The organism is Sorangium sp. So ce281 (assembly GCF_051527395.1).
Taxonomy (GTDB): domain Bacteria; phylum Myxococcota_A; class Polyangia; order Polyangiales; family Polyangiaceae; genus Sorangium; species Sorangium cellulosum_B.
In genome coordinates this window covers 3459122-3473711 of record NZ_CP150322.1, presented here as the reverse complement: position 1 = coordinate 3473711, position 14590 = coordinate 3459122, and the positions used below count along the sequence as shown (strand labels likewise).

At 75.1% G+C, this 14590-nt stretch carries 8 protein-coding genes; 3 read left to right on the top strand and 5 right to left on the bottom strand.

Going from position 1 to position 14590, the window contains the following annotated elements; genetic code table 11:
• Positions 1-49 precede the first annotated feature (49 nt).
• From WMF27_RS13275 to WMF27_RS13255, 5 genes are all read right to left on the bottom strand, one after another.
• Positions 50-1615, bottom strand: a complete 1566-nt coding sequence (locus WMF27_RS13275) for a reverse transcriptase family protein (protein WP_437768507.1) — start codon at positions 1613-1615, stop codon at positions 50-52.
• A gap of 312 nt (positions 1616-1927) precedes the next feature.
• Positions 1928-4078 carry an SWIM zinc finger family protein gene (locus WMF27_RS13270; RefSeq protein ID WP_437768508.1) on the bottom strand — a complete coding sequence of 717 codons (2151 nt, stop codon included), beginning with the start codon at positions 4076-4078 and terminating at the stop codon, positions 1928-1930.
• The gene (locus tag WMF27_RS13265) at positions 4075-5784 is read right to left on the bottom strand and encodes a hypothetical protein (RefSeq protein ID WP_437768509.1); all 1710 of its coding nucleotides are present in this window, start codon (positions 5782-5784) and stop codon (positions 4075-4077) included. The genes WMF27_RS13270 and WMF27_RS13265 overlap by 4 nt, the downstream gene beginning before the upstream one ends.
• Before the next feature lie 141 nt (positions 5785-5925).
• Positions 5926-7047 carry a Kazal-type serine protease inhibitor domain-containing protein gene (locus WMF27_RS13260; RefSeq protein ID WP_437768510.1) on the bottom strand — a complete coding sequence of 374 codons (1122 nt, stop codon included), beginning with the start codon at positions 7045-7047 and terminating at the stop codon, positions 5926-5928.
• A gap of 143 nt (positions 7048-7190) precedes the next feature.
• The gene (locus WMF27_RS13255; RefSeq protein WP_437768511.1) at positions 7191-7829 is read right to left on the bottom strand and encodes a hypothetical protein; all 639 of its coding nucleotides are present in this window, start codon (positions 7827-7829) and stop codon (positions 7191-7193) included.
• A gap of 212 nt (positions 7830-8041) precedes the next feature.
• Here WMF27_RS13255 and WMF27_RS13250 point away from each other — a divergent pair, with 212 nt between their 5' ends.
• From WMF27_RS13250 to WMF27_RS13240, 3 genes are all read left to right on the top strand, one after another.
• Positions 8042-13153 (top strand): sigma 54-interacting transcriptional regulator, encoded by a 5112-nt coding sequence (locus WMF27_RS13250; protein ID WP_437768512.1) that lies wholly within the window; start codon positions 8042-8044, stop codon positions 13151-13153.
• A 374-nt stretch (positions 13154-13527) separates the two neighbouring features.
• Positions 13528-13971: a BON domain-containing protein gene (locus WMF27_RS13245; RefSeq protein ID WP_437768513.1), complete on the top strand. Its 444-nt coding sequence runs from the start codon at positions 13528-13530 to the stop codon at positions 13969-13971.
• 31 nt (positions 13972-14002) lie between these two features.
• On the top strand, positions 14003-14548 hold the full coding sequence (locus WMF27_RS13240; protein ID WP_437746102.1) for a DUF3341 domain-containing protein: 546 nt from the start codon (positions 14003-14005) through the stop codon (positions 14546-14548).
• The last annotated feature ends 42 nt before the right edge of the window (positions 14549-14590 follow it).

The following is a 14590-nucleotide window of genomic DNA, read 5'->3' as shown; positions in this document are numbered from 1 at the left end:
AGTACCACGCAGCGAGCCGAACGACGCGGCACGAAGATGCGCCCCGCGTTCACCCCGTGAGCGCGTCGAGGGCCGCGAGCAGCGGCGCGGCCCTCTCGCGGTCGATCATCTGCACATAGGCGATCCTGCCGCGCAGGTGCGCCTCGAAGTCCGGCACGCCCCGGCGGTTCTGGGCGGCGAGGCCGGTCTTCTTCGCCGCGTGGAGGATCGCGCGCAGGCGGCGCACCTCCTCGCGCGGCGCCGAAGGCCTGTCGTTGACAACGACGCCCGTCACCACCTGCCTACCGCCGGAGCGCTGGATACGACCCTTCGCCGGATTGATGGCAAAGCCCTCCTCCTCGACGATGTGGCGGACGCGGGCGAGCAGCATCGCGATGTCGCCGCGCTTGCCCGGGGGCGCCGAGAAGGTGAGGTCGTCCGCGTAGCGCGTGTACGTGAAGCCCGCGCGGGCGCACATGCCGGCGAGGCGGCGATCGAGCTTCCGCGCGACCTGGTTCGAGATGGCCGGGCTCGTGCACGCGCCCTGCGGCAGCGCGCGATCGCCGACCGCGACCCAGTAGCGCTGCCCGTCGTACTCGACCGGCCGCCGCGGCGGCTCGGTGCAGAGCAGGGCGAGGAGCGTGGCCACCGCCGGGGAGTAGCCGAGCCGGTGGAAGACGCCGCGCACCCGCGGGAACGTGATGGTCGGGAAGAAATCGGACAGGTCGAGGTTCACCACCACGTCGCGGCGCGTGTGCGGGCGCGCGTTGGTGACCGTGGAGCGGCCCTTCACGAAGCCGTGCGCGGGCTCCTCGACGGGCAGCTTCTCCAGGATCTCGCGCAGGACCCACGCCTGCGCCGCGGCCAGCGAGGCGTGGGGCGCCGCGAGCTGCCTCGTCCCGCCCGAGCGCTTCGGGACGTCGAAGTACACGTAGTGAGGGCGCTCGACGGCCTCGCCATGAAAGCAGAGCCAGCGCAGGCGCGGGACGGCGACGCCGAGGGCCGCGGCCAGGTCGGCCGGGGTGGACAGCACGGGCAGCCCGCGCTGGGCGAGCGACTCGACGTGCGAGCGCCGGTCCGCGAGGCCCGCCGAGACGTCGGGGCCCAGGAAGATGATGTCCTCGGCCCGGCGGCGCGCGACCGCCTCGGCGCGCTGGCGCTTGCGCTCGGCGCTCTGGCGCCGCTTCTCCTCCTTGCGGGCGAGCTTCTCGCGCTTGAGCCGCTCGATCGCCTCGTCGGCCGAGCGCGCCGCGACCGTGCCGGCGAGCGCCGCGGCGTCCTTGTGCCTGAGCCAGAGATCGCCGACGCGGTGGATCTCGGCGATCTGCGCCTCGGTGAGCAGGCCGCGCAGGATGAGGCCCCGATCGATGAGGGCGGTGCGCTCGTCGCTCTGCGGCGGGATCGTGTCCACGCGGCCGATCCAGGCCGTCGTGCTCGGGTTGATCTTGAGCGCGCGCCTGCGCAGCTCGTCCGCGGAGAGGCCGAGGATCCCGCCGGCGGCGTAGGGGTCCGCGGGGCGCGGCTTCGCGCCCGCCGCCGCGCCGCGGGGCTGCCCCGCGCGGGCGGCCGGCTGCGCGGCGGCCGCGGGCCCGGCCTGCGCCCCCTGGGCCTGCTCGGCCCCGCCCAGGCCGAGCATCGACTTCAGCTTGTCCCAGAAGCCCGTTCGACCGTTCCTCTGGACAGCACCAGGTCCAGCCCTCCAAGGAGGCCCGCCCGCCCGACTACTTGCTCGTGACCACGCCCGATCACCCAGGCGCCGGGCAGCTGTGCGGGTCCAGGACCGCAGGTCCCTCTGAGTGGACCCGCACAGCTGCTAAAGGCGCCCAAAGAACATCGGGGGTGGGGATGCATGGAAGAACAACCTCCACCGCGGCGGAGCGCCGCAGCATGTTGGGCTCGAGCGGACGGACCTCCTTGCAGGGCTGGACTCTCAGGTCTCTGGTGAACCTCACTTCGTCGATCGCCTGGCGACGAGCCACGCGAGGCCCACCACCGCGGCGGGGCTCGCCTTGAACTGGTCAGCGACGCGCCGGATCTCGGCCAGCACGTCGGCGTGGACCGGGAGCGTCCTGACGACCGGCGCGCGGAGCTCGCGCGCGCGGAGCGCCCGCTCCGCCTCCGGACCGCCGAGCGCGAGGGCCTCGACCCAGGAGCGGCAGCCCTGGATGCGCTCGAACGCGAGATCCCACGACGCCTCGACGACCTCCGCGAGCCCCGCCCGCCGGGCCGCCGCGGCGCGCTCGATCTCGACGAGGAGCTCCGCGGGGAACGGCACGGCCTCGCCTCGCGGGGCGGCCGTCGCTGCGCGCGGGCCGCGCGAGCCGGCCTCCGCCTGCCCCGGCGGCTGCGGAGGCTGCAGCGACGGCGCCGCGTCACCGCGGCCGGACAGGTGGAGCTTGACCGCGAGCAGGTGCCGGCACGGGCCCGCGCGCAGCCGGTTCTTGTAGAAGTACGAGCAGCTGCACTTCGCCTTCTTGATCGCGCCGTCGGCGTCGAGGACCAGCTCGCAGCTCGTCGCCTTGGCCCTGGCCATGACGACGCGGCGCCCGCCGGAGAGGGTCTCTTCCCGCGCGATCTCCACGCCGCCCCGGGCGATGCGCCGGCCCTCCGCGAGCTCCGGGGGCTCGGGGCCGAGCAGCGCGTCGGAGAGGGCGACCGGCATCACCGGGCGGCAGCGATAACACTCCGCGGCGTGGTCGTAAACCACCTGCCCCTGCTTCGCGGCGAGGTGCAGCGCGCCGCGGAGCGCGCCGTCCTGCGCGCCCATCGACACGGCGAGCTCGCCGTGGGACGCGCGCCGCACCATCTCGAGGTGGCGCGCGACGCGGTCCGCCAGCTGCGCGTCCGGGGTGACGGCGTCCGCCATGACGTCGAGGTGAGAGCCGGACGTCCAGTCGTTCGCCGTCCAGCCCGAGAGCGCGAGGGTGAAGCGCATCTCGCCCATGAAGACGATCCACAGGCTCGGCAGCCCGGAGCCGAGCAGCCGCACCTCGATGCGATCGGCGAGCGGCAAGAGGCGCGCGAGCACCGAGAGGCGGCGCCTCCCCCACACCTTGATCTCCTCGGTCGCCTCCGCCGCCGGCGCGCCCCTCGGCGCCCCGGAGCGGTACGGGCCGAGCCCGCCCGCGCCCGCCGCGGGCCCCACGGCCACGGGGAGATCGTCGCAGGTGACGCCGCGGCACGGGATGGAGACGCCCCAGGGGTCGAGCACGACGATCGGCGCCTTGCCCGGCGTGAGCTGGAAGCGCAGGCTGCGCGGGCCCGTGCGCTCGCGGTGCCGATCGAGGTGCGCGAGCAGCGAGTAGACCGCCTCCACGGGGACGTCGACCCGCCGGCACGGCAGGCACATCGCCGCCTGGAGCTGGCCGAAGCCGCGCAGCCACGAGGGCGGGAGATCGATCTTCTCCTCGCGGTAGTCGCCGCGGCCCTCCACCGCCACCTCGAAGCCGGTCGGATCGACGAGGAGCCGCGTCGGCCGGTAGCTGCGGAGCGTCTGGAAGTGGTCGTAGAGCGCGAGCGAGTAGTCGACGTTCGTCGTGCCGAGGCCGGCGTCCTGCGCGCCCCGGAAGGCGTCGCGATCGACCGAGAGGCAGCCGTAGCTCGACTCGTCCTTGGAGAAGCACTCGAAGAAGACGACATCGGGCGCGACGGTCACGACCGGATCGCAGGGGACGAGGTGGCGGAAGAGCTGCGGGTCGCTCCGCGCGAGCTCGTTCGCCCAGCGGACGCGCGCGCCCCAGTAGAGCTTGTGCATCTTCCGGAAGTCGGCCTCGAGGTTCGGCGGCAGCGGCGCGCTCCCGAAGCGCGCGAGCTCGGCCTTCATGGCCTCGCCGTGGAGCTCCCGGCGGAGCCGCGCCTCGCGCTCGGCCTCCTGCTGCTTCCACGCCTCGTGGGCGGAGCGATCCTTCGGCAGGCGCCGCAGGTCGCCCACGACGACGTCGTGGAGCGCGCTGATCGCCTCGCGGAAGCGCACCGGCCGCGCGAGCTCGCCGTCGAAGAAGACCCTGGGGCGCGCGAGGTTGGGCGCGAAGCTGAGGGCGGCGCCGCCGCCGAGCTCCTTGACGCCGCTCGTGCCGAGGTAGCGGAGATCGAAGCTCACGCCGCGTCCTCCCCCTCGAACAGCCGGAGCTCGGGGAGCCTGCGCGCGATGGCGTCGCGCAGCGCGGGGGCGCGGAACGCGGCGCGGGCGAGGGCGCCGAGGGCGGCGCGCCGCTCGGGCGCGCGCACGCTGCGGAGCGCGACGCCGAGCAGCGGCAGGAGCGCGTCAGCCTCGCCGGGCCGGGCGACCACGCGGTCCGCGATCTGCCGGACGACCGCGCGCTTGTCGCGCGCGCCGCCGTGGACGGCGAGCAGCGCCGCCGCCCAGACATGCCGCAGCGCCTCGGGCGAGAAGGCCGCCTTGCGCGCGGCGAGGTGCCGGACGAGGAAGGCGCGGGCCTCGGCGTGCGGCGTCTCCGCCAGCGCGGCCCACAGGCCGGTGTCGTCGCGGAAGCGGGCGTCGGCCTCGAAGAGCGCGAGCGCGCGGGCGCGGACGTCCTCGTGGCGGGAGTCCAGGAGATCGCGCACGTGCTCGGCCCGGCCGTGGGGCGAGCGCCCGAGCACCTCGACGAGCCACGCGACCGCCTCCTCCCGCACGCGCGGCGCGACCGCTGTCGCGAGGCGCGCGAGGGTGTCGAGATCGGCGGCGGTCTCGACGGGCTTCGTCCTCGCCCAGCGGAGGCCGAGCTCCGCGACCGGCGCGGCGCGCGCGCAGGCGAGGGCCACGCACTCGGCGAGCGAGAGCCGCGCCGGCGAGACGTGCTCGACCACCGCCTCGCAGACGAAGGCGAGCGCCGCGGCGTTCTCGGTCTGGAGCAGCGAGAGCCAGTCGGCGATCGGCAGGCTCCCGAGGCCCGGGATCTGCCGGAGCAGGCCGGCGGCGAGCGTCTGCACCTCGTCGTGCGGGCTCTCGAGGAGCGCGCGCACGCGGGCGAGCGGCAGGCCGCGGAGCTCGGCGGCGTAGCCGCGCTCGAGCTGCCCCACGGCGAACGCCCGGACGGTGCGGCTCCTCGCGGCCGTGACCAGGCCGAGCACCTCGTCGAAGGCGCCCTGCCACGCCTCGGGGTAGATCGGGGCGGGCTCGAGCTCGGCGAGGGCGGCGCCCTCCGCGAGGCGGACGCCGCGCGGGAGGCGCTCGAGGGCGGGGGAGCCCCAGTAGAGCGCGTGGAGCAGCCCCCAGGCGTCGAGCAGGCGCTCGGGCCTGTCGAGGTGCTCGTCGCGGTAGAGCGCGAGCGCGGCGCGGATCGCGCGGCCGTAGCGGGCGGCGTCGCGCCGGCCGAGCCGCCGGAAGTAGCGGAACGCGCGGCGCCGCAGGTAGTGGCGCGTCCGCATCGAGAAGCGCGGCGACGCGACGTCGCCCTGCGGGAGGCTGGCCGGCACGCCGGTGTCGCTGACGAGGCAGGGCTCGTCGCTGGAGGTCCTGGTCACCCAGTCGTAGCGGGTCACCTTGACCAGCTTGCGGCGAACGAGGCGATCGAAGGCGACCATGAAGCGGCCGACGATCTCGTCGTCTCCCGCCTGCTCGGCGAGCTTGTAAAGGACCTTGACGAGGCCGCGGTGGTGCGGCCGGTCGCAGCCGTCGTCGATGTAGCGGAGCAGCGCGCGGCGCGCGAACGGGCGCCGGTCGGCGTACCAGCGCGGGGCGAGCGCCTTCAGCTTCCGGCCCGCCTCGGACGCGAGCACCTCGTCCACGAACCGGTCGTCGCCGGCCTCGAAGTGCTCGTCGAGGAGGAGCGTCGACGCTGTCCGGGATCGAGCGGCGCTCATACGCGGCAGGATGCTAGGGAACCGGCCCGGAGCCGGTCAAGGGCGGCGCCGCCGCGCCGCGCGTCGCGCGATGGGGGGTGTCACGCGACGCGCGGCGCGGACGGCGCCTACGGTGTCCGCTTACCGGCGCTCAGCTTACCGTTACCGGCGCTCAGCGCACTCGCCGCGCGACACGACCGACACGCCCGCCGCGTTCGCCATGCACGCGTTGCCGTACGTGTTGTCGTCGCAGCCGCAGACCGGGTCGTACTGCTCGGTGCACGCCTCCGGGATGGTCTCGCACGTGCCCGTCATGTCGCCCGCGCCGCACATGGCCTCGAGGCTGTAGTTGCAGAACTCGCCCTTCTCGCACGCGAAGCCCGCGATGCCGCCGCAGATCTTCCCGGGAGCAGGCGCGCACTCGCCCTTCGACGCGACCGACACGCCCGCCGAGGCGGCGGCGCAGGCGTTGCCGTACGTCTGGCCGTCGCAGCCGCAGACCGGGTTGTACTCGAACGTGCACGCCTCCGGGATGGGCGTGCAGACCCCCGGCCCGTCCCACGCGCCGCACTCGACCTCGGGCGGGAAGTTGCAGAACTCGCCCTTCTCGCACGTCCAGCCGCCGCGGGTGCCGCACGCCTTGCCTTCCGAAGGCGGCGCGCACTCGCCCTTCGACGCGACCGAGACGCCCGCCGCGTTCGCGGAGCACGCGTTGCCGTACGTGTTCCCGTCACAGCCGCAGACGGGGTTGTACTCCTTGGTGCACCCGCCCGGCGTGGGCAGGCAGGTGCCCGTCATGTCGCCCGCGCCGCACTGGGCGTCGGGCGCGAAGTCGCAGAACTCACCCTCCTTGCAGGAGAGGCCGAGGAGGCCGCCGCAGACGTCCCCCGGAGGAGGCGCGCACTGGCCGATCGACGACACCGACGTGCCCGCCGCGTTCGCCATGCACTCGTTGCTGTACGTGTTGCCGTCACAGCCGCAGACCTCCCTGAGCTCCTTCGTGCACACCTCGGGGATGGGCTGGCAGGTGCCCGTCTGATCGGCCGCGCCGCACATGGCGTCGAGCTCGTAGTCGCAGAAAAAGCCCTTCTTGCAGGAGAGGCCGAGGAGGCCGCCGCAGGCCTTGCCCTGCCCGCCGCCGCCCCCCCTCACCTCCGCCGCGTCGGACGCGGTGCTGTCGTCGGCGATCTCCACCTGACAGCCCGCGGCGAGCGGGAACATCGACAGCGCGAGCCAGAGGAAGGATCCGATACGGCTGCTCTTGATACGATTCTGGACGTTCATGGGTTCCTCCAAAAGAGCCCCGCCGTCCCCGGCGAGGCGATAGACATCCACGAGCCCCTCCCCTCTCCAGAGGAAGGGCACCTCGCGCCGCGCGCAGTACGTCGAGCGCGGCGCGCGAGTTCGATGTTCGTCTCCCCGACCGCTCAGTCGGGGAGCGTCAGCGTCAGGACGCGGCGCCCGGGCTCGGGCGCCGTGACCTCGAGGAAGAGCACGTCCTCGCGCTCGACCCCTTCACCGTCCGCGCGCACCGTGACGACGGCGGACTCGCCCGCCGCCACCACGAACGCCGCCGCCGGGCTGAACCCGAACGGCCCCGCGCCGCGGCGCAAGCGCGGCGCGCCGATGGACACGTCCTCGGCGCACGTGTTGCGGACGACCACGTCGCTCTCGCCGGCCTCGATCGAGACCCACGCGGCGGGCTCGATCGTGAGGCAAGGCAGGTGCGCCAGCATCGTCTGCGTCGCGCTGATGGGCTCCCCCGTGAGCTGCAGATCCACCGGCTCCGACCGGCGCTCGCCCTGCTTCACCTGGATCCGCAGGACCTGATCCGTCGACGCGTCCACCGCGGCCACGAAGCTGCCGTCGCGGTTGATCTCCGCGATGACGGGCGCGTCCGCGCTGTCGAGGTTCGTCACCACGACCACGCCCTCCGCCGGCTCGACCGCGCCAGGCTCGCCCTTGAGGAAGACCTGCTGCCGCAAGACCTGGGGGTCGCCCGACACGCCGACGAGCCCCGTGTCCAGGATCGGCTCGTGGACCGGCGGGCTCGGCTGCGGGCTCACGACACAGCCGCCAAGGAGCGCTCCGAGGAGCGTCGCGACGCGCGCGCCCCGCCGTCCTCGGTCTCCGTATGTCGTCCGCATCGCCATGCCGGCCATTAGAGCAAACCTGGTGCCGAATGAAAAAGGACGGAAATCGTCGCGAAATGCGAGGCACAGATGTCTCATCGAGTGTCTCACTGTCTCAGATGGCACATCCGTGAGACACTGCGCGGGTGAGCCAAGCCGAAGGGACCCTGCTCGCCCGCCGCTACCGCCTGATCCGTCCCCTGGGGCGGGGGAGCCTGGCCACGGCGTGGCTCGCGCGCGACGAGGCGCTCGGGCGGGACCTGTGCCTCAAGCTGCTCGGCCACGCGCGCACGGCGGAGCGGGCGGCGTTCCGCGGCGAGTTCAGGATGCTGGCGGGGCTCTTCCATCCGCACCTCGTCCGGGTCCTCGACTTCGGCATGCTCCGGGAGACCGGCGAGCCGCGCTTCTACTTCACGTCGGAGGCGGTGCTGGGCGCGCCGCTCGACGAGTACGTGACAGGGCGGCGCTTCGAGGAGGCGCGGGCCGCGATCGTGGACGTGCTCGACGCGCTGCGGTTCCTCCACCGCGCGCGCATCCGCCACGGCGACGTGAAGCCGGCCAACATCCTCGTCGGGGCCTCGGGGCGCGCGGTGCTGATCGACCTGTCCTGCGCGGCGCGGCTCGGGGGGAGGCCCGACGAAGGCGTCTCCGGCACCCGGGGCTACCTCGCGCCCGAGGTGATCCGCGGCGAGCCGGCCGACGGGCGCGCGGACCTGTTCTCGCTCGGCCGCACGCTCGAGGCGATCGCGCCGCTGCTGGCGGAGCCGCTGCCGGAGGTGATCGGCGCGCTCGTCGAGCGCCTCGTGCGGTCCGAGCCGCGCGACCGCCCGGCCGACGCGGGCGAGGTGCTCGACTGGGTGGGCGCAGCGCCGCGCGCCGCGGCCCCACCGCCGCCGGAGCCGCCCCACCTCGTCGGGCGCGATGGTGAGCTGCGCGCGGTCGCCGAGGCGCTCGCCGCGCTCGAGCGAGGCGAGCGCGGCCCGCGCGTCTGCGTGATCGCCGGGGAGCCGGGCTGCGGGAAGAGCCGCCTCCTGCGCGAGGCGACGTGGAGCGCCGAGCTCCGGATGGAGGCCGTGGAGGGCTTCGCCAGGGCCAGCGCGCCGGTGGCCTCGATGCTGCGCCGCGCGACCGGCGAGGAGGCGCTCCCCGCCGGCGCGCTGGGCGCCCTGCGCGCGCACGAGCGCCTGACACGGGCGCGGGGAGGCCACGCGGGGGCGGGGGCCGGGCCGCTGGTGCTCGTGCTCGACGACGCCGACGAGGTGAGCGGGGCGGACCGGGAGATGCTCGAGGCGCTCGCCCGGCTGCTGGGCCCCGAGGATCCGGTCCTGCTCCTCGCCGCCGAGCGCGTCCCGCACGGCGGCGGCCGGGCGCCGCTCGCCGCGGTGGCCGCCGAGGCGGGGCGGAGCGCGCGCGAGGTCGCGCTGCCGCCGCTCGGGCGCGAGGCGGTGCAGCGCTGGATGGACGACATCGGCCTGGGCGACGCGACGGAGGTCGTGCTGCGCGCGAGCGCGGGGTGGCCCGCCGATCTCGTGGTGATCGCGGGGCGGCTCGCCGAGAGCGGGGACCTGGCCGGGCTCGACGCGACGACGCCCGGGGCGAGCGCGCGCTACGCGCTGCGGCTGCGGGGCCTCGGGCGGCCGCTGCGGGACGCGGTGGCGACGCTGGCCGTGCGGGGGGGCGCGGTCGCCGACGAGGAGCTGCCGCCGCTCGGGCTCCCGGTCGCGCACCTGGCCGAGCTCGCCGCCCGCGGCGTCGCCGCGCGCACCGCAGGGGGGTGGACGCTGACGCGCGCCGGGCCGATCGCCGCCCTCCTCTGCGCCCTCGGCGGCGAGGCGGTCCGCGCGGCGCACGCGCGGGCGGCCGCCGCCCTCCCGGCGCGGGCCGAGCAGCGGGTGCTGCACCTCGCGCTGTCGGGCGACGCGGCGGCCGCCGAGCGCCTGTTCCTCGAGCGCCGCGCGGAGCGCGAGGCGGATCCGAGGCCGTGGGGCGCGACCGCGGAGGCGCTGCTCGAGGTGGCGACGTCGGCGGAGGCGCGGCTCGAGGTCGCGTCCACCCTCCAGCGCGTCGGCCGCGCGGCGCGGGCGCGCGAGGTGCTGGAGCACCTGCTCGCGAGCGACGAGGCCGGAGGGCTCGGCGCGCGGCGCGCGCAGGCGCTCGTCCGGCTCGGCGCGTGCCTGCTGGAGCTGGGCGACCCCACGGCGGCGCTCGCGCGGCTCGACGAGGCCGAGCGGAGCGAGCCGGCCGGCGGGGAGGGCGCGGCGTCGTCATCATCCACGCCGCGCGAGCGCGCGGGGCTCGCCGATCTGGCGAGCCGGGCGCTCTTGCGGCTCGGATCCCACGCGGAGGCGCGGGCCCGCGCCGAGCCGGCGCTCGCGTGGTGCGACGAGCCGGAGGTGCTGGCGAGCCTCCACGAGGACGTCGGCGTCGCGGCGAGCTACCTCGGGGAGCGCCGGCTCGCGGGGCTGCACCTCGGGCTCGCCGCCGGGCTGCACCGCGATCGGCGGGCGCCGAGGGCGCTGGTGCGGGCGCTGTCGTACCAGGCGATCGACGCCTTCCGGGCCGGGGAGGTCGAGGCGGCGCTCGTCGGGTACCGGCAGGCGCTGGCGACGGCGGAGGAGCACGGGCTCGGCGACCTGGTGGCGCGCTGCAGCCTCAACGTGGGTACGGCGTGCCACCAGTCGGGCGAGCTCGGGGAAGCGCTCGCCGCCTACGAGCGTGGGGCGCGGCTCGCCTCCGCCCTGGGCCAGGCGGACCTGGTCCTCGTCCTCGATTTCGATCTGGCGAAGCTCTGGGCGGACGTGGGGGCGTTCGAGCGGGCCGCCCGCGTGGCCGCCCGGGTGGAGGCGGAGGCCGCGCGGCGGGGCGCGCCGTTCTTCGCGGCGGCGGCGGCCTCGGTCCTCGGGGACTGCGCGCTCGCGGGCGGCGACGCCGAGGAGGCGGCGCGCTGCTTCGAGCGGTCGCGGCGCGGCTTCGAGGCGCAAGGGGCGCAGCGGGAGGTGGTGGAGGAGGAGCTGGAGCTCTGCCGGGCCCACCTCGCGCGGGGCGCGGTGGGGGACGCGCGGGCCGCGCTGGGCCGGGCGCGGGAGCACGGCGCCGCCCGGGAGGCGCCCGACCTCGGGGCGCGCGCGGCGCTGCTGGAGGGGCGGCTCGCGCTGCTCGACGGCGAGGGCGACGGCAACCTCGGTCAGGTCGGTTCCGATCAGGGCGGTTTCAACCTCGGTCAGCCCAACCTCGGTCAGGGCGGCCACAACCTCGGTCAGCCCGACCTCGGTCAGGGCGACCCCAACCTCGGTCAGCCCAACCTCGGTCAGGGCGGCCACAACCTCGGTCAGCCCAACCTCGGTCAGGACCTCACCGCCGCCCGGGAGCGCCTCGAGCGCGCCCTGGGCCTCGCCGAGCGCGCGGCGCAGCCCGACCTCGCCGCGGACGTCCGCCTGGCGCTGGCCGAAGCCCACGAGCTCGCAGGCGAGCCGGAGGCCGCCGCGGCGCAGCGGGAGCGCGCGGCCGCCGCCTGGACCGCCATGGCGCGCTCGCTGCCGGAGGCGCTGCAGCACGCCTTCTGGACCCACCCCCGGCGCCGTGCGGCGCAGCCGGCGCGCACCCCCGCGGCGGCCGAGGCCGCGGCGCCGCCGGCGGCAGAGCGCACGGCCAAGCTCGAGCGGCTCCTCGCTGTGTTCCGCAGGCTCAACTCCTCCGTCGAGATCGCCGACATCCTCGCGATGGCCATGGACGCCGCGATCGACCTCACGGCCGCGGAGCGCGGGTTCCTGCTGATCGAGCAGCCGGGCGGCGAGCTGCGCGTGGCGGTCGCGCGCAACGTCGACCGGGAGAAGGTCGGCAGGAGCCACCTCAAGTTCAGCTACGGCATCGCCGAGCGCGCGATCGCGACGCAGGAGCCCGTGGTCACCGTGGACGCCCAGGAAGACCCGCGCTTCCACGAGCACGCGTCGGTGCACGCGATGCGGCTCAGGTCCGTGATCGCCGTGCCGATCCGCTCGCCGGACGGCGTGCTCGGCGCGCTCTACCTCGACAACCGCTTCCGGCGCGCACGGTTCGCGCCGGAGGACGTCGACCTGCTCCTCGCCTTCGCCGACCAGGTCGCGCTCGCGCTGCGCAACGCGCGGCTCGTCGACGACCTGCGCCGCCGCACCGTGGAGCTCGAGGCCGAGCGGCGCCGCGTCGAGGAGCTCCTGCGCGGCCAGGCCGCGGAGATCGACCGGCTGCAGGAGCAGGTGCTCGTCCGCCAGCAGGCCCTGGAGCACCGCTACGATTACGGCGCCATCGTGGGGCGCGGCCCCGCGCTCCGCGCGGTGTTCGCGACGCTCGACCGCGTGGTCGACGCGCCGGTCAACGTGCTCGTGACGGGCGAGAGCGGCACCGGCAAGGAGCTCGTCGCGCGCGCCATCCACTTCGCCGGCCCGCGGAAGAGCGGCCCGTTCATGGGGATCAACTGCGCCGCGCTCCCCGCCGCGCTGCTCGAGTCGGAGCTCTTCGGGCACGTCCGCGGCGCGTTCACGGGGGCCGACCGGGACCGGACCGGCCTCGTGGTCGCGGCGCGCGGCGGCACGCTCTTCCTCGACGAGCTGGGCGAGATGCCGCTCGAGGTGCAGGCGAAGCTGCTCCGGGTGCTCCAGGAGCGGGAGGTGCGCCCGGTGGGCAGCGCCGAGGCCGTGCGCGTGGACTTCCGCCTCGTCTGCGCGACGAACCGCGATCTCCTGGCCGAGGCCGCGCGCGGGCGCTTCCGGGAGGACCTCTACTACCGCGTCGCGGTGGTGCAGATCCGGCTGCCGGCGCTGCGCGATCGCCTGGAGGACCTGCCGGAGCTCGCGCTCCACTTCGTGCGCCGCGCCGCCGAGCAGCTGGGCCGCCCGGCGCCGCAGCTGTCCCACGAGGCGCTGCGGCGGCTCGGCCAGCACGGCTGGCCCGGCAACGTGCGCGAGCTGGAGAACGTGATCACGAAGGCCGTCGTGCTGTGCGACGGCCGCAGGATCGGCCCCGACGACGTGGACTTGCCCCGCGCGCAGGAAGGCGGCGGCCGCGGCGCGCGGCGACCTCCGCGCGACGAGCGCGCCGCGCTGCTCGCCGCGCTCGAGCGGACCGGCTGGAACGCGCTCCAGGCCGCGCGCGAGGCGGGCATGTCGAGGGCGACGTTCTACCGGAAGCTGCGGCGGCTCGGAATCGAACGGCCGATCGAACGGCCGATCGAACGGCCGATCGAACGGCCGATCGAACGGCCGAGAGGCGCCCGCGACGACTGAGCCCTTCCCCCAGCGCCCAAAGCGCGAGCGCGGGCCCGATCGGACGCTGGCGACTGGCGCCCTGGACGGCGTCCGTCACAGGCGTACACACGCACCGTCCTCCGCCCGACAGCGTTGGTTCTCCCCTCCTGACATTGACATCGCCGGCACGGGGCAGTTCGCCCCACTTGGGGCAGTCCGGCCTCTATCCAGCCATGAGCTTGCCAGCCGCGCGGCGCCGCGCGCCGACGCGATGGAAGAGCCGCCCGCGACGCGGCGGGGAGAAAGGGATCTCATCCATCGGCGTGACGGGGATCATGCTCCACCCTGGCCACGACCGCGCACCGACAGGCGCTCTCCGCCAGGGATGGCCCGGGCCTTGCGAGGGTGCGGGCATGAACACAGCAAAATTCGTCCTGCTGCTGCCTCTCTCGATCGCCGCTGCGGCCGGCTGCGATCGAGCGGAAGGCACGACTCGCTCGGACGGCAATCCCGCGGTGCCGGGCGAGATCGCCCAGCGGGCGAACAACCCCACGCCGACGGCCGCCGACAACACGGGCAAGAACGATCGCGATCGCGATCCCGCCGCGCTGACCCCCGGGGACCAGGGCGAGAACGAGGCCGATCGCACGATCACCCAGAAGATCCGGCAGGCGGTGATCTCGAACGACACGCTCTCGATGAGCGCGAAGAACGTCAAGATCATCACGACGGGGCAGGTGGTGACGCTGCGCGGCCCGGTGAAGAGCGACAAGGAGAAGGCCGACATCGCCGCGATCGCCCTCGGGATCCCGGGTGTGCAGAGGGTCGATAACCAGCTCGAAGTCGACGTTGACTGAACCGACACGAACGGTCTGAAAGGAAGACACCATGGCAACGAAGAAAGCGGTCCTTGGCCTCGTGAGCACGCTCGCTCAGGCAGACATCATCGTCGGCGATCTCCAGCGCGCCGGCTTCATGACCGGCGACATCTCGGCGCTCTTCCCCGACAAGCACGGGACGCGGGACTTCGCGCACGAGAAGCATACGAAGGCGCCCGAGGGCGCGACGGCGGGCGTCAGCGCGGGCGGCGCGGTCGGCGGGACCATCGGGCTGCTCGCCGGCATCGGCGCGCTCGCCATCCCGGGGCTCGGGCCGTTCATCGCGGCCGGCCCCATCATGGCCGCGCTGAGCGGCGCCGCGGCCGGCGCCGCGCTCGGCGGCGTGACCGGCGCCCTGATCGGGCTCGGCATCCCCGAGGTCGAGGCCAAGCAGTACGAGGGCAAGATCAAGGGCGGCAACATCCTCATCTCCGTCCACGTCGAGGACAGCAACGAGCGCGCGCTCGCCAAGCAGATCCTCGAGCGCGGCGGCGCGACCGACGTCGCGGTCCTCACCGAAGAGGGGATCTCGTCGAAGCACAGGGCCGTCGCCTGACCGTGACGCTCTGTCATCCCACGTGATCTCGGGCAGCTGCCC